The 19483-nt window shown below is 48.1% G+C and carries 19 protein-coding genes; 10 read left to right on the top strand and 9 right to left on the bottom strand.

The genetic code is table 11. The features are described from left to right. Nucleotides 1–360: 360 nt before the first annotated feature. The 4 genes from ruvA to queA are packed head-to-tail and all read left to right on the top strand — an operon-like array spanning nucleotide 361 to nucleotide 4330. Complete coding sequence (gene ruvA, locus ACQY2W_RS06790) at nucleotides 361–972, top strand: Holliday junction branch migration protein RuvA (RefSeq protein WP_428050678.1); 612 nt, start codon at nucleotides 361–363, stop codon at nucleotides 970–972. Then, nucleotides 969–1991, top strand: a complete 1023-nt coding sequence (ruvB, locus tag ACQY2W_RS06785) for a Holliday junction branch migration DNA helicase RuvB (RefSeq protein WP_428050676.1) — start codon at nucleotides 969–971, stop codon at nucleotides 1989–1991. Before ruvA ends, ruvB begins: the two co-directional genes overlap by 4 nt. Before the next feature lie 18 nt (nucleotides 1992–2009). After that, nucleotides 2010–3290, top strand: a complete 1281-nt coding sequence (locus ACQY2W_RS06780) for a SpoIID/LytB domain-containing protein (RefSeq protein ID WP_428050674.1) — start codon at nucleotides 2010–2012, stop codon at nucleotides 3288–3290. 2 nt (nucleotides 3291–3292) lie between these two features. Continuing rightward, complete coding sequence (gene queA, locus ACQY2W_RS06775) at nucleotides 3293–4330, top strand: tRNA preQ1(34) S-adenosylmethionine ribosyltransferase-isomerase QueA (RefSeq protein WP_428050672.1); 1038 nt, start codon at nucleotides 3293–3295, stop codon at nucleotides 4328–4330. Nucleotides 4331–4373: 43 nt separating this feature from the next. Here the strand turns inward: queA and ACQY2W_RS06770 are convergent, their stop codons facing one another. Beyond that, a complete protein-coding gene (locus ACQY2W_RS06770; RefSeq protein ID WP_428050670.1) occupies nucleotides 4374–4856 on the bottom strand; it encodes a type IV pilin protein in 483 nt (160 codons plus the stop codon). Beyond that, complete coding sequence (locus ACQY2W_RS06765; protein WP_428050668.1) at nucleotides 4822–5043, bottom strand: hypothetical protein; 222 nt, start codon at nucleotides 5041–5043, stop codon at nucleotides 4822–4824. Before ACQY2W_RS06765 ends, ACQY2W_RS06770 begins: the two co-directional genes overlap by 35 nt. 309 nt (nucleotides 5044–5352) lie before the next feature. Here ACQY2W_RS06765 and ACQY2W_RS06760 point away from each other — a divergent pair, with 309 nt between their 5' ends. The 5 genes from ACQY2W_RS06760 to ACQY2W_RS06740 are packed head-to-tail and all read left to right on the top strand — an operon-like array spanning nucleotide 5353 to nucleotide 11062. Continuing rightward, entirely contained in the window at nucleotides 5353–6366 is a 1014-nt protein-coding gene (locus ACQY2W_RS06760) for an AI-2E family transporter (RefSeq protein WP_428050666.1), read from the top strand. 2 nt (nucleotides 6367–6368) lie between these two features. Then, entirely contained in the window at nucleotides 6369–7676 is a 1308-nt protein-coding gene (locus ACQY2W_RS06755; protein ID WP_428050664.1) for an MFS transporter, read from the top strand. Continuing rightward, nucleotides 7673–8551 (top strand): N-acetylmuramic acid 6-phosphate etherase, encoded by an 879-nt coding sequence (gene murQ, locus ACQY2W_RS06750; protein ID WP_428050662.1) that lies wholly within the window; start codon nucleotides 7673–7675, stop codon nucleotides 8549–8551. The genes ACQY2W_RS06755 and murQ overlap by 4 nt, the downstream gene beginning before the upstream one ends. Then, nucleotides 8544–9632: an anhydro-N-acetylmuramic acid kinase gene (locus ACQY2W_RS06745; protein ID WP_428050660.1), complete on the top strand. Its 1089-nt coding sequence runs from the start codon at nucleotides 8544–8546 to the stop codon at nucleotides 9630–9632. Before murQ ends, ACQY2W_RS06745 begins: the two co-directional genes overlap by 8 nt. Continuing rightward, nucleotides 9629–11062, top strand: a complete 1434-nt coding sequence (locus tag ACQY2W_RS06740) for a glycoside hydrolase family 3 N-terminal domain-containing protein (RefSeq protein ID WP_428050658.1) — start codon at nucleotides 9629–9631, stop codon at nucleotides 11060–11062. Before ACQY2W_RS06745 ends, ACQY2W_RS06740 begins: the two co-directional genes overlap by 4 nt. Here the strand turns inward: ACQY2W_RS06740 and ACQY2W_RS06735 are convergent. The 6 genes from ACQY2W_RS06735 to ACQY2W_RS06710 are packed head-to-tail and all read right to left on the bottom strand — an operon-like array spanning nucleotide 11033 to nucleotide 17547. Continuing rightward, entirely contained in the window at nucleotides 11033–12847 is a 1815-nt protein-coding gene (locus tag ACQY2W_RS06735; RefSeq protein ID WP_428050656.1) for a ComEC/Rec2 family competence protein, read from the bottom strand. The genes ACQY2W_RS06740 and ACQY2W_RS06735 overlap by 30 nt on opposite strands. Then, nucleotides 12847–13440 carry a recombination mediator RecR gene (gene recR / locus ACQY2W_RS06730; RefSeq protein ID WP_428050654.1) on the bottom strand — a complete coding sequence of 198 codons (594 nt, stop codon included), beginning with the start codon at nucleotides 13438–13440 and terminating at the stop codon, nucleotides 12847–12849. Before recR ends, ACQY2W_RS06735 begins: the two co-directional genes overlap by 1 nt. 3 nt (nucleotides 13441–13443) lie before the next feature. Next, a complete protein-coding gene (gene dnaX / locus ACQY2W_RS06725; RefSeq protein ID WP_428050652.1) occupies nucleotides 13444–15174 on the bottom strand; it encodes a DNA polymerase III subunit gamma/tau in 1731 nt (576 codons plus the stop codon). Between the two features lie 2 nt (nucleotides 15175–15176). Then, on the bottom strand, nucleotides 15177–15617 hold the full coding sequence (locus ACQY2W_RS06720; RefSeq protein ID WP_428050650.1) for a hypothetical protein: 441 nt from the start codon (nucleotides 15615–15617) through the stop codon (nucleotides 15177–15179). A gap of 11 nt (nucleotides 15618–15628) precedes the next feature. Next, nucleotides 15629–16483: a hypothetical protein gene (locus ACQY2W_RS06715; RefSeq protein ID WP_428050648.1), complete on the bottom strand. Its 855-nt coding sequence runs from the start codon at nucleotides 16481–16483 to the stop codon at nucleotides 15629–15631. Beyond that, on the bottom strand, nucleotides 16483–17547 hold the full coding sequence (locus tag ACQY2W_RS06710) for a 1,9-bis(guanidino)-5-aza-nonane synthase (RefSeq protein ID WP_428050646.1): 1065 nt from the start codon (nucleotides 17545–17547) through the stop codon (nucleotides 16483–16485). Before ACQY2W_RS06710 ends, ACQY2W_RS06715 begins: the two co-directional genes overlap by 1 nt. Before the next feature lie 85 nt (nucleotides 17548–17632). On the opposite strand from ACQY2W_RS06710, the gene glyA reads away from it, so the two are divergent. Continuing rightward, on the top strand, nucleotides 17633–18880 hold the full coding sequence (gene glyA, locus ACQY2W_RS06705) for a serine hydroxymethyltransferase (protein WP_428050644.1): 1248 nt from the start codon (nucleotides 17633–17635) through the stop codon (nucleotides 18878–18880). A gap of 44 nt (nucleotides 18881–18924) precedes the next feature. Here glyA and ACQY2W_RS06700 read toward each other — a convergent pair whose 3' ends face one another. Continuing rightward, nucleotides 18925–19428 carry a type IV pilin protein gene (locus ACQY2W_RS06700; RefSeq protein WP_428050642.1) on the bottom strand — a complete coding sequence of 168 codons (504 nt, stop codon included), beginning with the start codon at nucleotides 19426–19428 and terminating at the stop codon, nucleotides 18925–18927. Nucleotides 19429–19483: the final 55 nt, after the last annotated feature.

The following is a 19483-nucleotide window of genomic DNA, read 5'->3' as shown; positions in this document are numbered from 1 at the left end:
GCAAAAAAAAAAACGATGTCAAGTTTTTATTTTTCTCTCGCTATATCCCGCATAGAAACCCTGCGGGATGACGAGCGAGAGAAAAATATATACAGAAAACCCCCTTGCCGGGGGCAGGCATGAGGCCTAAAACCTCTATTTGCTTTTAATGCGATATTTTAGCAATAGGGAATTTCATAGACGGTGCTTTCGTTGTTTTTGCCGGGGGCAGGCAGAAGGCCCAGAACCTCTGTTCGCTTTTAATGCGATGTTTTAGCAATAGGGAATTTCATAAACGGTGCTTTCGTTAGTCTTTCCGGGGTGCTCGCCGCCCGTCAAAACAACCTCAAAAAATAAGTCGTATTATGCTACAATGAAAATATGATTGCCTATCTGCAAGGTAAAATTTTAGAAGTAAGTGAAGACGGTGCCGTTATTTTGTGCGGCGGCGTGGGGTATGAAGTCAACCTCGCGCGCCCCAGCGCACAAGAATTAACCGCCGGGCAAGAAACCGCGCTGTATGTGGCGGAATCTATCTCGCCCTACGACGGCACAGTGCTTTACGGTTTTACCCATAAAGAGGACAAAGATTTATGGCTTTTGTTTAAAACCGCTATCCCCAATACGGGGCCTAAAAAAGCCATGGAATTTTTAAATAAAGCGTTGCGCTCGGTGGCTGATTTCCACCAAGCTATTTTGCAGCGTGATCCTAAAATTTTGACAGGTATTTTCGGGTTTACGTCCAAAACAGCCGAAAAACTGATTAACTCACTCAAAGATAAAATGGACGCCGTTACCGTGCAAGGCGAAAGCAAAATTAAAGTGTTGGACGAACCGACCTATCTGTCTAACGTGTTAGAAGCGTTAGGCGCGCTGGGTTATTCCGCCGCCGAAGCGCGCCGCGCGTTAGACACACTCCATACACAAGGTATCGGCCCGAACGAAAAAATTGAAACCATTATTAAAGAGGCCCTGCGGGTATTGAAAAAATGAGCAACCAAAACGAAATGTTAGACGTTACCCAACTGCCCGACGAGTCTGCCGGGTTGGAGGCCGCGCTTCGCCCAGCGACGTTGGACGAATTTGTTGGACAGGATAAACTCAAAGACAATTTGCGCATTTTTATCAAAGCCGCTAAAACCCGCAAAGAGGCGCTAGATCATTGCTTATTTTATGCGCCGCCCGGTTTAGGAAAAACCACGCTTGCCAACATTTTGGCACACGAAATGGGTGTCAATATCAAAGTAACGTCCGGCCCGGTACTTGCACGCCCCGGCGATTTAGCCGCCATGCTCACTACCGAACTGGCCGAAGGGGACATCTTGTTTATTGATGAAATCCACCGTTTAAACCCCGCCGTAGAAGAGGCCTTATACCCGGCCATGGAAGATTTTACGTTCTTTATTAATACCGGCAAAGGCGCAGGCAGTACCACCTTAAAACTAGCCGTGCCGCGTTTTACGCTCGTCGGCGCGACTACGCGCTCAGGCCTGCTGACCGGGCCGCTACGCGACCGCTTTGGTATTGTATTTAACCTCGGCTTTTACGAAACGCCGGAAATTACCGACATCTTGGAACGCTCCGCGCGCTTATTAAACATCGCCGCCGAGCGCGAGGGGCTCACCGAACTGGCCAAACGCTCGCGCGGCACGCCGCGTATTGCCAACCGCTTACTGCGCCGCGCACGCGATTTTGCACAAGTCAAAGGACAAGGCATCATCACACAAGAAATCGCTCAAAACGCCATGGACTCGTTAGACATTGACGCCGAGGGATTAGACAGCGTGGATAAACGCATTTTAGAAGCCCTCATTGACCGCTTTTCCGGCGGCCCGGTGGGTGTGGAAAATTTAGCCATTGCGGTTTCTGAATCTATTGATACGCTGACCGATGTTATTGAACCGTTTTTAATCAAAGCCGGGTTTATTGCCCGCACGCCGCGCGGACGCGTTGCCACGCGCAAGGCCTACGAACATTTGGGCCGCCAACAACAAACCGATTTGTTATTTTAGACGTAGGAATAACCGTATATGAAAGCAACTCATCTCATACGTTTTGGGGCATTATTCTGCGTGCTTGGCATGAGCATAGCGTGTGCCGTGCCGTCAGCACGCAAAACGCAAACCGCCCCCAAACAAACGCCCGCACCCGCTACGCAAGCCGTTACCGCATCCACAGAACTCGTCTTACCTAAAGAGGAAAACGAAGCCCCCGCCCAAGCTCCCGCGCCGGATCAATCGTCATCGGCACAAGCACTCAAAATCGTGCGCGTGTTGCTGGCTGACAACCAATCAACCGCCGAAATTAAACACTCGGGCCGCGTCTATATTTACACGCAAGATTTAGAAAAGAAATATAAAGTATCCGCCGGCGGCACGCTGACCGTCCGCTTTGCCGGAAACGGGCAAGTACAAGTCGGCACGCTTAAAAGCAACCAACCTATTATTATTGAACCCGCCAAAGACACCCTGCTTACTTGGAACGCAAATAGTTACGCGGGCAAATTGGTAATCGTGCCGGTCCAACACACCTTTATTCTCGTAGAACACGTAGATTTGGAAAACTACCTCTACGGCGTACTTCCCTACGAAATGAGTTACTCTTGGCCAATAGAAGCGTTAAAAGCACAAGCGGTGGCCGCACGTACCTACACGCTTAAAACCTTGGAACACAGTAAAAACAAATACTTTGATTTATACAGCGATGTGCGCAGTCAAATGTATAAAGGCGGCGGCAAACAATATCCGTCCGTCAAAGAGGCCGTGGACGCCACTAAAAACAAAGTGCTCACGTACAACGATCAACTCTTTTACACCTATTACCATGGCAACTGCGGCGGCGGCACCGACGACGTAACCAGTTGGAACACGCACGCTAAATCTATTAAACCGCTGGGCGGAGCTTCGTGCGCGTACGATTCTCATTCTAAAAGTTACTCGTTTAAACAAGATATCCCGTACGCCAAAGTAAGTTCGTACGTGCACGGTATCGGCCTGCCGGGCAGTGTAAAAAGTGTAAAAGTAGCACACCGCACCTCTACCGGACGCGCCACTAAATTAACCGTCCACACCTCTAAAGGCACTAAAACCATTGCGTGTAATAATTTCCGTTTGGCCGTAGGCCTGAGAAGTTGTAAACTCACCAAACTGCAACTAAGCGGCAAAACCTTACACGCCGCCGGGCACGGCTACGGACACGGTATCGGCATGTGCCAAGACGGTGCTAACGGCATGGCCAAAGCCGGAAAAAATTACGAACAGATTTTAAAGAATTATTATCCCGGTGCCAAAATCACCACCATAAAAAAATAAATATGGCATTTGAACGATTTAAAAAGCTAGACCTTGACCCGTTGATTGCAAAACAACCCGCTACCCCGCGCGACAGTTCGCGCCAAATGGTACTGCACCGTGACACGCACACCATTGAACACCGCATTTTCCGCGACATCCATGAGTATTTTAACCCCGGCGACGCGTTGGTCATCAATAACACAAAAGTTTTTCCCGCTAAGCTTTTCGCTCACAAACCTACCGGCGGCAAGGTAGAAGTATTATTGGTACGCCCGACGACAAATTCGCGCACGTGGGCCGTTTTAACACGTGATTATAAAGAGGGCATCACGCTTGATTTTGGCGACGGTTTAACTGCCAAAGTGCTCGGCAAAACCGACGCCAACGAAGCCATTTTAGAATTTAACCAAGATGATATTTTGCCGTTTTGCGATGCACACGGGCTCATGCCTTTGCCGCAATATATTGAAAAAGCGCGCAAACATAGCGGCATGAGCGCAAGCATTGAAACCGATAAAGAACGCTACCAAACCGTCTATGCAAAATACAAGGGCTCTATCGCCGCTCCGACGGCGGGATTTCATTTTACGCCGGAACTTTTACAAAAACTAAAAGATAAAGGCGTGCACATCTGCTACATTACGTTGCACGTAGGGTGGGGCACTTTTAAGCCGCTTCGCGGCGAGCCGCAAGAGCATAAAATGCTGGCGGAGCTGGGCGAAGTAAATGAAGAAACGGCAAACATTTTAAACGAAGTTCGCGCAAACGGCAAGCGTGTTTTCTCGTGCGGCACAACCAGCACGCGCACACTGGAAAGTTTCACGGACGAAAATCATATTACTCACGCCGGGAAAAAGTGGACGGACCTGTTTATCTATCCCGGCTACAAATTTAAAGCGATTGATTGCTTGATTACCAACTTCCACTTCCCGGACTCCACGCCTTTGTGCATGACAAGTGCCTTTGCCGGAGAAGATTTTATCTACGAGGCGTACTTGCAAGCGGTAGAAAAGAAATACCGTTTCTACTCGTTTGGCGACAGCATGATGATACTGTAAGCCCTTGCCATGGCTTTCCGTACAGGCAAAAAGTGAAATCTTATTATTGTACGGCTGTCTTGCACACTTTCCGTCCCAAATCGGTATATCCTACGCAATCTACGGCGTTGGGTTTTGCGGAATGTTCAAACCAAACCATATATCTAAACTCCAATTGATTTGAACAGGCCGTTGCATCTGCCGCACCTGTACGTGGACAATAGTACACATAAACATACGCGGAACTAACCGCATTTCCCAACAAATTTACATAAAACAAATCCGTCAACTTTCCGTTACTGCGCGAATGTAACGTATCGGCAATAGATAGGTCCAATTCCGTATCACTTGCCGTATATCGTCCGTTTGCCATGTAGTACACCTCTTCCGCCGCCTTTAAATCGGCCAGTAGCGGCTTGATAGCCGCCAAGCGGCTTTTAGCAACGGCTACTTGATACTGCGGGAGCGCGGCCGCCGCCAATATACCGATGATAAGGACAACCACTAATAGTTCAATGAGCGTAAAACCGCTCGCCCCGTTCGTCATCCCGGAAATTTGTAATCCGCGCCCCGTTCGTCATCCCGGAAATTTGTAATCCGGGATATAACGGGGCGTTAAAGAAACCCACCACTATATCCCGCATAGAAACACTGCGGGATGACGAGTGGTGGGTTGCGCCAAATAACATCTTAATTTGATTTACAACGGCTTTAAAACATCTTTCCTTTTCCATAAAACTCCTCCTTTGTTTCATTAAATAAAATGTAGCAAAAAAAAAAAAACGATGTCAACCCCCTTGCCGGGGGCAGGCATTTTGGGAGTCAACTTCCGCTTAATTGTAGCCACACTGTTTTTGCACTGTTGCTTTGCAACGCAACAACCCCCTTGCCGGGGGCAGGCGTGAGGCCTAAAACCTCTGTTTGCTTTTAATGCGATATTTTAGCAATAGGGAATTTCATAAACGGTGCTTTCGTGGGGCTTGCCGGGGTGCTTGGTGCACGGGCAAGGGGGTTTTATGCTATACTGAAAATAGGAGAAAACTATGCTTAAATCTACTGCTGAAAAATTAGCCCCTATCAATAACATTTGTTTAATGATTCTAGCCGGCACAGCCGCCACGGCCGTACTGGTCTACACCAAAAGTATTTTAATGCCGTTTGTAATCGCGCTTTTTATTTCCATGGTAGCCGGCACATTGGCTAACAAAATGAAACAAAATTGGCACGTGCCGTATACGTTGGGGTTGATTATCAGCTTAGCGGCGTTTTTGGCACTGATTGTTACGTCTGTTTTGTTTATCTCCAACTCCATTGAAAGTTTCGTAAACGGAGCTGACACGTATGCCGACCGCTTAAACGATACGTTGGATTGGTTTTTAAGCCACGCACAAAAATACGGGGTCAACATCAATGCCCAATTTGCCTTGGAAACCGCCGCGAAATTGCCGGTGTTTAACTTTGTAAAAAGTTTAGGTAGTATGCTAATGTCTATCATCACCAATTTAATGCTGATTACGCTGTTTGTTATCTTTATCTTTATGGGTAAAGCCGCCGAAGACAAAGTATCTATCGTCGGTACGATCCAACAACAAATCTCGTTTTACTTGCTGATTAAAATTTTCGTTTCGCTTTTAGCGGCGCTTTGTACATGGGTAGTATTAGCCACCATCAAAACAGAGTTGGCCTCCATGTTAGCGGTGCTAACATTTGTGCTTAATTTCATTCCCAACGTCGGGCCGTTTATCGCCACGGCCTTGCCGTTACCTGTATTATTTTTGCAATACGGATTTGATTGGCACATCGCGCTCGCGCTTTGTTTGCTAACCGCTATTCACTTTGTGATCGGCAACATTTTAGAAACAAAATGGCTTGGCAAGGGTATGGACTTAGACCCTATCATCGTGCTTGCGTGTTTAATTTTCTGGGCGCTTGTTTGGGGTATTATGGGGGCCTTACTCGCCGTACCGTTAACGGCCATTATCAAAATGTTGTTTGAGAAAAACGAAACCACCCGCCCGTTGGCTAATTTGTTAGCCGGGAAATACGCCTTTAAATAATTATGAACAAAATCACTTCCCCTTGGGGTTTTATCCCCACGTTGTATTTAGCCGAAGGTTTCCCGTACATCATTATCAATGTGGTGTCCGTGTTATTGTATGCAGACTTAGGTTTGCCCAACGACCAAATTACCTTGTGGACCGGGTGGCTGTATCTGCCGTGGATTTTAAAAATGTTTTGGAGCCCCTTGGTGGATGCCCGCAGCACCAAACGGCGTTGGCTGTTAGGCGCGCAAACAGTTTTGGCGGCCGTGTTCTTGCTGATTGCCGCCGTGCTGATGTTCCAAGCGTTTGCATTTGCCGAGCAAACCGGCTTGCAAACCACCTTTACCCTAACATTATTCGGGTTCTTTTTCGGTGCATTTGCGTCCGCCACGTTGGATATTGCTACCGACGGATATTACCTGCTTGCGCTGACCCCGCAAGACCAAGGACATTTCGTCGGCATCCGTACAATTTTTTACCGTTTAGCGATGATTTTAGGCAGCGGCATTTTAATATCCGCTACCGGTGCCTTAGCCGAAAAAGGCCTGGCCCCCAAACCGTATAACTGGGTATGTTTATTTGGCTTTTTAGGTCTTTTGTTTTTGGCGTTTGCCGCGTTTCACTTACACATCTTGCCCAAACCGCAAGACGACAAACCCGCCGCCACCCCACAAACAACGGCGTGGAAAGAGGCGTTTGCCTCGTACTTTACCCAACAAAATATTTTGTATATTTTGCTGTTTATTTTGATTTACCGCTTCGGCGAAGCGTTGCTGGAAAAAGTTGTTCCGCTATTCCTACTTAAACCCGTTAGCGAAGGCGCACTCGGACTCTCTATGCAAAATTACGGGCTGATTAAAGGCACGTTAGGGCTTGGTGGCATTATCGCAGGCAACTTACTTGGCGGATGGCTCTTGGGCAAATACGGTTTTAAAAAGTGTATTTGGCCGTTTGCGTGCTCGCTTGTCTTGCCGAACTTTTTTTACATATACCTCGCCGTAGCCAAACCGGGGCTGACCGTGGTGGCGGCTTTGATTACGCTTGAAAATTTCGGCTACGGGCTGGCCATGATGGCACTAACCGTATTTATCATGTACGTTTCGCAAGGCAAATACAAAACGTCGCACTATGCTATTTCCACAGGCATTATGGCGTTAGGGATGATGGTACCGTCTATGATATCGGGCAAAATGCAAATGGCGCTTGGGTATGAAAAATTCTTCTGGGTAACTGCATTTATCAGTTTATTATCTTTTGCGGTTGTTCCGCTATGCGCTAAAATTAAAACCTTGGAAGAAACAGAAAAACAATTTAAGCAAAAATGATTTCGCCAACCGAACAAATAAATCCGAAAACAAAAAAACTGGACCGGATGACTCCGGCCCAACTCGCGCGTGTGTTTAACGCCGAAGATTTTAACGCCGCGCGTGCGGTTAAAAAAGCGGGCAAGCAAATTGCGGCAACTATTGTTTGCGCAGCGCAAACGTATGCGAGCAAACACAAAATTATTTTTATCGGTGCGGGCACGAGCGGACGGTTAGGCATCCTGGAAGCGGTAGAGTGTGTGCCCACCTTTGGCACCAAGCCGGGGGAAATTATCGGGCTTATTGCCGGGGGAGAAAAGGCCGTCTTTCGCTCACAAGAAGGCGCCGAAGATAATGAAAAACAAGGGGCACGTGAAATTGCCGCACACGTCAAAAAGAACGATTTTGTAATTGGACTAACCGCCAGCGGCCGCACGCCCTACGTATTGGGAGCGCTGAAACAAGCGCAAAAATTAGGTGCGCACACCGCGCTCGTTTCGTGCAATCCGCATGCCGATACCGCGCACGCGGAAATTCATATTTGTTTAGCCACCGGGCCGGAAGCGTTAAGCGGATCTACCCGCCTGAAAGCAGGCACGGCAACCAAAATGACGCTAAACGCTATTACCACGGGCGCGATGGCCTTGTGCGGCAAAACGTACGGCAATTTGATGGTGGATGTGCAACCTACCAATAAAAAACTGGTTGCGCGCGCGGTACGGCTGATTAGTTTACTCGCACACGTAAGCGAAAAAACCGCCGCCAAATTATTAGTTTCTTCCGGCGGGAACGTAAAAACAGCGGTTGTTATGCACCGTAAAAAATTATCGCGCGTAAATGCCGAAAAGAAATTAAAAAGCGCGAACGGATTTTTAGGGAAAGCATTAGATGACTAAATTAGCATTGGGACTTATGAGCGGGACAAGTGCCGACGGACTTACCGTCTGCGCGGTGCGAGTACGCCCGTTTAAAATAGTGCATTTCAAAAACTATCCTTATCCTAAAAAATTACAAGAGCGGTTATTAAACGCAGCCCAATTAAAGGCCGCACCGCTAAGCGAACTTAATTACGAACTGGGTGAATTGTACGGCAAATTAGTGGCGCGGTTTTTGAAAGAATTTCATTTATCATCGTCGGACATTTGTGTGATTGGCTCTCACGGACAGACCATTTTACACGCCCCTAACGCTACCACACCGCATACGCTCCAAATTGGGGAGCCGAGTTTTTTAGCGGCAAATTTTAACGTGCCGGTAGTGAGTGATTTTCGCGCCAAAGACATCGCGCTTGGCGGGCAAGGGGCTCCTTTAATGCCTTTTTTTGATGAATATATCTGGGGTCAAAAAAGTCCGAAGATTTTGCTAAACATCGGCGGCATTTCCAACCTTTCACTCGTTGGAAAAAACAGAAAGACGTTCGGCTTTGACATCGGCCCGGGCAATACGCTTATTGACTTGTGCGCCCAACAATTTTTGCGCAAACCGTTTGATAAAAACGGTGCAACAGCCGCCAAAGGCACACCGGATAAAATGCTGGCAAACAAACTACTTAAACAACCGTTCTTTACACAAAAGCCACCTAAAAGTTTAGACAAAAACGATTTCGGGCAAGATTATTTAATGCGCTATTTTCTGCCTACATTTAAAAACCGGCTCAACGATTTATTAGCCACCGTAACGTATTTTACCGCGGCCGCCGTTGCCAATCAACTTACACGTTTTGTACCGCGTAAACAGCAACAAGAACTTATTGTTTCCGGCGGTGGATGCTTTAATAAAACGCTCCTGCGTTTTTTGCGCGAAACATTGCCGCACGTGAAAATTACAACGTCATTGGACTATCAAATAGATCCGCAAGCCAAAGAGGCCGCCGCGTTTGCGCTGTTTGCGTGGCTCGCGCTTCACAAAAAAACAAATCACTGTCCGCACGCTACCGGCGCGCACAAAAAAACTATTTTAGGGAAGATTACATTATGAACGTTGCGCGTTTAGTTCACCCCGGTTTTTGGTTTGATAAAACGCCTTTACAGGACGCATTGGATTTAGCCAAACGCGGCGTGGGCGGGTTTTGTTTGTATGGCGGCACGCGCAAGCAAGTGGCTGCGTTTACCGCGGCCGTGCGTGCTGTTTCCCCCTTAGATTATTTGCTTATTTCCGCCGATTACGAGGACGGCTTGGGGCGTTGGCTGCCCGATGCACCGCTACTGCCCTCTAACATGGCCTTGGGGGCGGCCGATGATGAAAATTTAGCGTTTGAAAAAGGGCTTATTACCGCCCGCCAAGCGCGCAGTTTGGGGGTAGATTGGGTGTTTGCGCCCGTGTTAGATTTAGCCAATAACCCGCTCAACCCGATTGTAAATACGCGCTCGTTTGGGGCAGACCCCGAACGTGTGATCCGGCTGGCCCGCGCGTTTATGAAAGGGCTTTCACAGGGCGGAGCTCTCAACAGCATAAAACACTTCCCCGGGCACGGCGACACGACTACCGATTCACACGTCGCGCTCCCTGTTTTGCAACGTAGTGAAAAAGAAATTTTTGAGCGCGAATTGGTCCCTTTCCAAAACCTTTTACCACTTGCCGACAGCGTAATGCTGGGGCATTTATTACTGCCTCAAATTGACCCGGAAAACCCGGCTTCTCTTTCACCCGCTATTGCTAAAAATATATTGCGCCAACAATTAAATTACAAGGGGTGTGTACTTACCGATGCGCTTTTAATGAAAGCCATTGGCGATGAAAAAGAGGCCGCTTGGCGCGCGCTGAAAACAGGCGTAAACATTTTGCTTGTACCGCAAAATCCCGGCGATCTCATTGATTTTTTGGAAAAGAAAAAAGTGCCCGCAACTATTTTGGCCCGTAGCGAAAAACAACAAAACATCTTGTGCGACAAAGCCCGGCAAGCAGGCCCGCGTCCCACACAAAAAGACGCTTTTTCCAAAAGCGATTACGTTTGGCGTACCGCCCGGCAAGCAATTGTTTTACTAGGCACATTACCCGCGCTTACGCCCGGGCAAACGGTACACTTTTTGGAAATCGGCTCCGACGGCAAAACATCCGCCGCACCGCTATATAACGCACTAAAAAAAGCAGGCGTTTGCTTAGCCCCTTTTACAGGAAAAGCCGATTGTTTATTGGTCGTTTGTTTGCGCCGTTACAAAGCATTTCGCGGAAGTGTGGCGTTAGAACAAGAAGACGAATTGCGCTTGCAAACGGCCCTACAAAATTGTCGCACCTCAGTAGCGGTCCTGTTAGCAAGCCCGTGGGCCTTGCCGGAAAAGACACACACGCAAGGGGCTTTATTTACGTTTAGCCCCGCACCGGAATTTCAAGAAACCGCTGCCGAAATCTTACTGGGTAACCAAACAGCTAACGGCAAATTACCAATTTGTATTGACGGTATTATTTAGCTCGGAAGAAACCGTTTTCCCGTCCGGCAATACCAAAAACCGCGCGTGTGAACCGATACAAATTTCCCGTTTTTTGGCTTGTACACAATACGATAACCCGCTATTTTGTTTGCCCGAATAACCCGTGTCTTCCCACACGTGCCCGCCTTTAGCTTGGCGCAACTCCCACCCGGCGCGCACCTCGCCGCCGGGAACAGAAAATTTGTCGCCCGGCCATATCGTATCAAAAATCACTTCGCCGGCTAACGGGAGCATAAGCGATGCTTGCGAAAACCCGAGCGCATACAAGGCGTGCTCTATTTTCTCTTGATCAAGCCCGTCGTTAAATACAAGGGCTGTTTTCCGGTTTATGCGAACAATCGCCGCGCGGTTATTCCACTCGCTTAATAAATAAACTTTCGGCCGATTTTGATTCAGGCGCCCAATGCCAAAAAACAGTACGGCTATTATCAAACACGGCAATGCCAGTTTCTTTGCAAAATTTTTATGCGGCAGTTGTAACACCCAAAATAAGGCCACGTAATAAGCCACGATACTGCCCACGTTCCACGACGTAGCAGAGAGTGAAGAAAATTGAAACGACGCAAAAAACCTGACCAGTAATTCAAAAATTTCCAAACTCCACAAATAGGGATAATATAATACGATCCCTATGTGAAGTAATGAAAATACATAATACGCAAACCCAAGCCCCATTAAAAAAGAGGCCCATGGCACAAGTAGCATATTAGACAGCAACCCCGTCAACGAAACCTTATAAAACACATTGGTAAAAACGGGAAGAAGTGCCAGTTGCGAAGCCAATGTAGCCAGAAAAATCGGCCCGAAAAAACGCGCTAATTTGGGCCACGAACCGGGCACGCGGTAATTATTCAAACAAATCACAATGGCCAGCGTAGCCAAAAACGACATTTGAAACCCGGTATCAAATACCGCAGACGGCGTAATGAGCAAAATAATCAAACACGACAATAACAACCCTTGAAATACGCCGCTGTTACGGCCCAGAAAATAGCCCGCGCACGCACATACCGCCATCAAATACGCGCGAAGTAGCGGTGCATCGGCTCCGGCAATAAGCGTGTACGCTCCCGCCGTGCCTAAGGCAAACACCAGTAATGCCCGGCGGCGCAAACCAAACAGCATACCCACCGCCAACGTGATTAGCGTTACAAAGCCGACGTTACCGCCGGACGCTACTAATAAATGAATTGCACCGCTATTTTGAAATGCGGTATATAAATCCGGCGGGAAATCTCCGCGCTCGCCTAAAAGCACGCCGCCCGCAATTTGGGCTAACTCCGGCGGGAACGACGTAGTAAGCGTGTGTAAGATATCTTGGCGCACCGTACGAATAACACGCCACGGCCACGCGGCTTGTTTTACGCGTTGGGCCTGTGTTGTTTTAATTTCCGCAAACGTTTGCTTGCGCGCCAGATATTCGCGCCAATCAAAATTCCCCGGCAAATGCACACTGTACGGCGTTTGCAAACGGCCAGTTAGTTGCAAGGTGTCTTTCCACTGCGGCGTAAAATTACCGATGCGGGCATACACGCGCCCGCTAGCAGCAACGCCGCTAACGGACAGCACTTTTAGCCACACATTTTGTTTATCTTTTTTTGTAACCGGGAAACTGACCACTTGTCCGATAAGTGTTACTTCTTGTGATGAGATAAAACGGGAAACGTCCTGCTTAGCGGGAGCGGGACGATAAAAGAAAGTAAGTCCGACAATCAGCGCCGCCACTAGCCACAATAACGGACGCTTATACACAGAGGGATGCATTAAATTTTAGTGCGGCCTTTGAGCGAGTACCCCAGCGTCATCTCGTCCATATAGTCAATATCGCCGCCTAACGGAACACCGTATCCGATACGTGTGATTTGGGCTACCTGCCCGCGCAATAAATCAGCCAAATATAAAGCCGTTGTTTCGCCTTCGCTATCCGGGTCGGTAGCGATAATCACTTCGCGCACCGGCTCTTGGGCTTGTTGCACACGGGCTAAAAGTTCGCGCACTTTGACATGTTCGGCACTGCGTCCGTCCATGGGAGAAATGGCCCCGTGCAATACGTGATACGTGCCTTTATACGCGCCGGTTTTCTCAATGGCTTCAATATCTTGCGGATCTTCTACTACACAAATTTGACTATGGTCGCGGTCGGAGTCGCTACAAATGGCACACGGCTGCGAATCACTATACGCAAAACAAACCGGGCACAATTTGACGTCTTGTTTAAGTGAAGTAAGCGCGCTGATAAATTCTTCCGTTTCCCCTTGTGAAGCCCGCAAAAAATAGGCGGCAAAACGCTCCGCCTGCCGGGGACCCACCCCCGGTAACCGACGAAGCGCACGGACGAAACGGTCTAAACTTTTCATAACCTAAGCAAGCAATTCCCCGGGAAACATAGTAAGCACTTCTTTGACTTCTTCCGGCGCATTTTCAACCGCGGTGGGTGCTACAAATGTTTCCGGCACAGGCAAGGGCTCTTCATCTAAAATCTCTACCGATTTAGTGGTTGTTTTAGTAGCCGCTTTAGTAGCCGCCTTTGCGGGAGCAGCAGAAGCCGTAGCCAATTGGATCGTTACTTTACGACCGCCCAATTCCAAAGCGGCTTTTTCCAACTCAGCCAGTTTGCTTTGCGCAGGAATTTGGTAAAACGCTTTTTCAGGTGCGAAAGACAACGTCCACGAAGTTTCGTTAAACGTAACGGTGCTGTTTAACATCACATCATAAACAAACGGGCTTTTTTCAAAATGCTTGAGCATTTTTTCCCATAGCTTTTGATTGGAAATAGCTGTTTGCAAAACGGGCGTTTCCGGCTCGGTAGCTACTACTGCGGACTTAGTTGCAGGTGCAGGGGCCACAAAATCTGTTTTTTGCGGGCGGGGCATAGCCGTCGGGCGGGACGCCGGTTTAACCGTACTAACCGGATCGCGAGAAGTAGGTGCAGACGGCGGCAACGCTTCCCCGCGTTCCAAGGCCTCCAAGCGGCTGACCAAGCCGGAAATATCCAAACAACTGTCCATTACGGTAAACGAACCGACTTCCGCACTGATAAGGGCGTTATCGGAAAATTTAACTTCTTCGCACAGTTTGTTGATTTTGCGCGAGAGTTGTGCCAAAAAGCCGGGGCTGACTCCGTCTAAAACAGTTTTAGCACCGGCAAACGGCTCATCGCCTTGACCGAGCACAAAATAAAACGCTTCGCCCAGTACATTTTTTAAATCTTTTAGAAAAGAATTGGCATCAAACCCTTCGGTTTGAATCGTTTGGAAAACCTGATGCAACGCTTGGCTATCTTTTTGCACGAGCGCACCAAGCGCTTGCTTGAGCAGTTCATCGGGGGTAAGCCCTAGCATATCGGCTACTGTTTTCTCGTCAATACGACTACCGCAAAAAGCAATCGCGCGGTCCAGCAGTGTCAGTGCATCGCGCATCGCACCGCCGGCGTTTTTGGCAATAATTTTAGCCGCCGCGGGTGTTAAATCTATATTTTCGGCACCGGATAAATCTAACAAATGTGTAGTGATTTCGTCGGTTGTGAGCGGACGGAAACGGAACGTCTGGCAACGGCTGACAATGGTGGCAGGCACTTTGTGTTTTTCCGTCGTAGCTAAAATGAAAATAACATGGGCCGGCGGTTCCTCAATCGTTTTTAAAAGCGCGTTAAACGAGCCGGCCGAAAGCATATGCACTTCGTCTAAAATAAACACTTTAAAACGATCGCGCGACGATGCCAGCGAGATAGTATCAATAATTACCTCGCGCACGTTATCTACGCCTGTATTGCTCGCGGCGTCCAACTCTAGCACGTCCATATCGGCGCTTTGGGCAATTTCCAGACATTGCGGACATTTGCCGCACGGCTCGGCCGACGGTTTATCTTCCCCGTGTCCGGTGCAGTTAAGGGCTTTGGCTAAAATACGCGCCGTCGTCGTTTTGCCGCAACCGCGCGGCCCGTAAAACAAATAGGCGTGGGCAATACGGCCGGATTTGAGCGCATTTTGCAAAGTTTTGGAAATACTTTCCTGTCCGACCATGTCTTCAAATTTTTGCGGACGGTATTTGTTAGCCAAACTAATATAGGGGGAAGTTGTTGAATTTTCCATAATTAACCTCTGTTAATTCTATTTGCACGGCGGGCAACCTGCCGGTAGTCCAAACTAATCTTGCCCGGCCCTAATAAAACCGACGGCAACAACGCCGTAACGAGCAAGAGCATAAGTGCTACATAGATACGGTTAAGTTCTCCTGCAAAAAAAATAACACCGATCGCGCCCATGCAAAGTACGCTCAGCCCCGATACAAGCCGGGTAAACCAACCCAGCAGTAACATCAAACAAAACAGCAGTTGCCCCAATAAAAGCGTGACACCCAATTGTACGGGAATCGGCCACCCGAGCGCGGCGGCGTTGTATAAAAATTCGCGGTAATAGAGCAAACTGCCACACGTGATATACAAAAGCACTAACGCGACAATACCGCGCGTTAAAAACAGCGTCCAAGAAAAAGTTTTCTCGTTTACGTTACATTGTAAATCTATCTGTTGCATACGGGCCTCTGTTAAAAATCTATTTCCACAGACATAGAAAAAAACGTCCTACGGCTTTCTTCGCGGCGCGGCTCAAACACTTCCACACCGCCGGAAAAAGAAGTCCGTTCCCAATGGAAACGCACTCCCGCACTTACGGCAGTTTCCGAAGAGTCGGCCTGCGCATAGCGATAACGTACCGCCGAAGCGTACGGAGTGAGAAACCGGGTCGGAAAGCTAACCTGGGCCGCCACCGCTTCATACAAAAAACCCTGCACTACGGCTGTCATAAAGGGAATATCGGTCCAACTAAACCATATATCCGGGTCCGGTTCGTTACTATATTGTATCACTTTATGCCAGGCGGTTTTCAAGTTCCACGGGCCCAAGGCCGCTCCGGCGCGCAGTTGAACATTTGTTTCCCGTTGGCGGTAGGTGCCATCCATGACCCCGCCAATGTCGTCATCTTCAATACGGTAGTGCGCCCGACCGAGGCGGGCTTCCAAAAAGGGGTCTGTCAGAAACCCCCAGCGATAGAAGGGCTGCCATATGCCGCCGGCATAATAACTAATGCCTGCGTTATTTACGGCCAAGGGTTGATAAAGCACACGCACGTAACCGCGCCAGGTATCGGAAAAATCGTACAAAACTCCCAAACCGTAGCGGTGGGTTGTACCGGTTTTTTCCACGTCCGGATCGTCGGACGAGCGGTAAAATTCGTAAGAAGGGACGAGGATAAAATTATTGTCCAAATCCCACACATACCGCCCGCGCATGGCTGAGTAGCCGCGTTCGCCGTTTACACCCAAAAAACTGAGCTGCCCGTAGCATAGCGCACACGGGCAGAGCAGTAAAACGAAACTTAAAAACGCGGTTTTAAGTTGCATTATTTTTTGCGGGACTTCGCAATTTTAGCGTCTTCGTCTTGCAAGAATTTTACATAGTTAGACGCTTTGCGTTTTTTCCACGCGCCTTTGTGATAACCGTAACCGATAATCAGCGGAATAAGCGTGGTGCATTCGCCGTAAACCATTTGTTCAAGGGCGGTAGAAACTTTACCCCAAGAGGAGGCCTCTTTTAAGGTGGATCCCGATAATGCGCCGTCACGCACGTCGGCTACCGTGATTTGCACGGCATACTTGTGCATCGGAATTTCCGCGCCCAAAATTTCAGCAGCCACGACGGTATCTTGCGCGAAATTTTTCGGCACACCGCCGGACCACATCATAAGCCCGGTCTCTTTGGCTTTGATTTTGATTTTGGTAAGTTCCAAAAAATCTTTGGCACTGTCAATAGACACGTGCGCACCGGGGTGTTCGGTTTGGTGGGCTACAAAACCAAACCCGGCCGAGCAGTCGCTAAATGCGGGAACGAATATCGGTACACCGTGTTTATATGCGTTGTAAACGATAGAATCTTTACCTTTTTTATTTTTTTCAAGCCATTTGCCCATTTCCCAAATAAACTCGCGGGAAGAATACGGGCGCGGCTCTAAATAATTGCAGATTTTGTGGATCGTTTCGTCGCAATTTTTGAGTTGGTCTTCGTCAATATAGGTGTCGTAGATGCGGTCAATATGCAAATCGCGCAGTAAATTATCGTCTTGGTTATACGGAGTGCCGATGTAATGTTTGTAACCGAGCGCTTCAAAAAAGTCTTGGTCCACGATGTTGGCCCCGTTAGACACGATAGCATCTACCATGTTATTTTGAATCATATCCACCACTACTTTTTTCATACCGGCAGATACCAAAGACCCGGCAATACACAAAATCACGGAACAGTTTTTATCGGAAAGCATCATGTTATAGATTTTGCTTGCTCTGGCCACTTCGCGCGACGCGTAGGCCATACCCTCAAACGCTTCTACCATGGGGACCACATTGTATTTTTTCAAATCAATGTGTTTGATAGTGTTTTTGAGGAAGTCTTTTTTTGTGAGTTTAGCCATTTTTACACCTCTTGATGAAATTAACTTCTTTTAGTAAATTATAGTAAATAACACGCATTTTTCATAGTAAAAAGTGAGGAAATTTATGTACCCGAATTTGCAAAAAACCGATACCGAAGTTTTTAATGCCGTATCCCAAGAATTAGCCCGTCAGCGCGAGCGCATTGAGCTCATCGCATCCGAAAATTTTACCTCTTTGGCCGTTATGCAAGCGCAGGGTTCTATTCTCACCAACAAATACGCCGAAGGATACCCCGCCAAACGCTATTATGGCGGATGCGAATATGTGGATATCGTGGAAACATTGGCCCGCGAGCGCGCCAAAAAATTGTTCGGTGCCGAACACGCTAACGTACAGCCGCACTCCGGCGCGCAAGCCAATATGGCGGTTTATTTTGCCTTGTTAAAACCCGGCGACACGGTGCTGGGTTTAAACCTTTCGCACGGCGGACATTTAACACACGGACATCCTTTAAATTTTTCCGGCAAACTCTACAATATGATTGCGATGAACGTGCGCAAAGATACCGAAGAAATTGATTACGACGAGGCCGCCGTATTGGCCCAAGAACATAAACCGAAACTCATTTTAGCGGGCGCGTCCAACTATTCGCGCGTGTTTGATTGGAAACGCTTGCGCGAAATAGCCGATAGTTGCGGTGCGTATTTAGCGTGTGATGTGGCGCATTATGCGGGCTTAATTGCCGCCGGAGAATATCCTTCGCCCGTGCCGTACGCAGACGTTGTTACCACGACGACACATAAAACTTTGCGTGGTCCGCGCGGCGGGCTGATTTTATGCAAAGAAAATTTAGCCAAAGCCATTGACTCTGCCGTTTTCCCCGGCGTGCAAGGCGGGCCTTTAATGCATGTAATTGCCGCCAAAGCGGTGTGTTTTGGCGAAGCGTTAAAACCGGAATTTAAGACGTATCAACATCAAGTAAAATTAAACGCCGCCGCGCTCGCAGATGCGCTTAAAAAGCGTGGGTACCGGCTCGTGGCGGGCGGCACGGACAGCCACGTAATGTGCGTAGATTTGCGTTCCAAAAATATGACAGGCAAAGTGGCCGAAGCCGCGTTAGACAAAGCGGGCATTACGGCTAACAAAAACACGATTCCGTTTGACCCGGAAAAACCGTTTGTCACAAGCGGTTTGCGGCTTGGCACGCCCGCCGTAACCACACGCGGCATGAAAGAAAAAGATATGGAACAAATCGCCGCATTTATTGACGACGCGCTTTCTCATCACGCGGATGAAAATTATTTGGTGCAAATTGCGCAACAAGTAAAAACTTTCTTACAGAAATTCCCGCTGTACGAAACATTGAAATAAGAAAAGACTTTACAAAAAACACCCCGCCAGCCGCGGGGTGTTTTTTACGGATATATCCAACGCAAATAATCACTACCGGTCTCGCTAGGGGTTGTAAGTCCCGTTTCAGCCTTACATATTTTATTGACCAAATGGGAAGTGTCTGTCGTATAACCGATACATTGTTGTTCGCCGTTCCCTTCGGAAAAGGCCATCCCTTTTCCTCTTTCTATGATATAACAAGAAACTCCGCCGGTTTGCCATAAAACGCAACTCCCCCATGAGAAATTGCGGTGCGGACGATTAACACCTGCACTAAAATCATCTGTTTCACTAATGTATGCGGGTGTATCCACATCCAACTCATCATAAGAATGTGCATACTCGCCATTGCTCATATAGTACACTTGTTGCGCTTGCGCCAAAGCATTTGCCAAAGTTTTAGCTTGTACAAAATGACTTTTGGCAACCGCCATTTGATATTGTGGTAGCGCGACCGCCGCTAATATACCAATGATGAGGACAACGACTAAAAGCTCAATGAGCGTAAATGCTTGTTTGTTTTTCATACAACCTCCTTTTTATCAACAAATAAAATGTAGCAAAAAAAAAAACGATGTCAAG

This window comes from Candidatus Avelusimicrobium caledoniensis (assembly GCF_902756455.1).
Classification (GTDB): domain Bacteria; phylum Elusimicrobiota; class Elusimicrobia; order Elusimicrobiales; family Elusimicrobiaceae; genus Avelusimicrobium; species Avelusimicrobium caledoniense.
The sequence above is the reverse complement of the archived record's forward strand: the minus strand, read 5'-3'. Positions and strand labels throughout refer to the sequence as shown.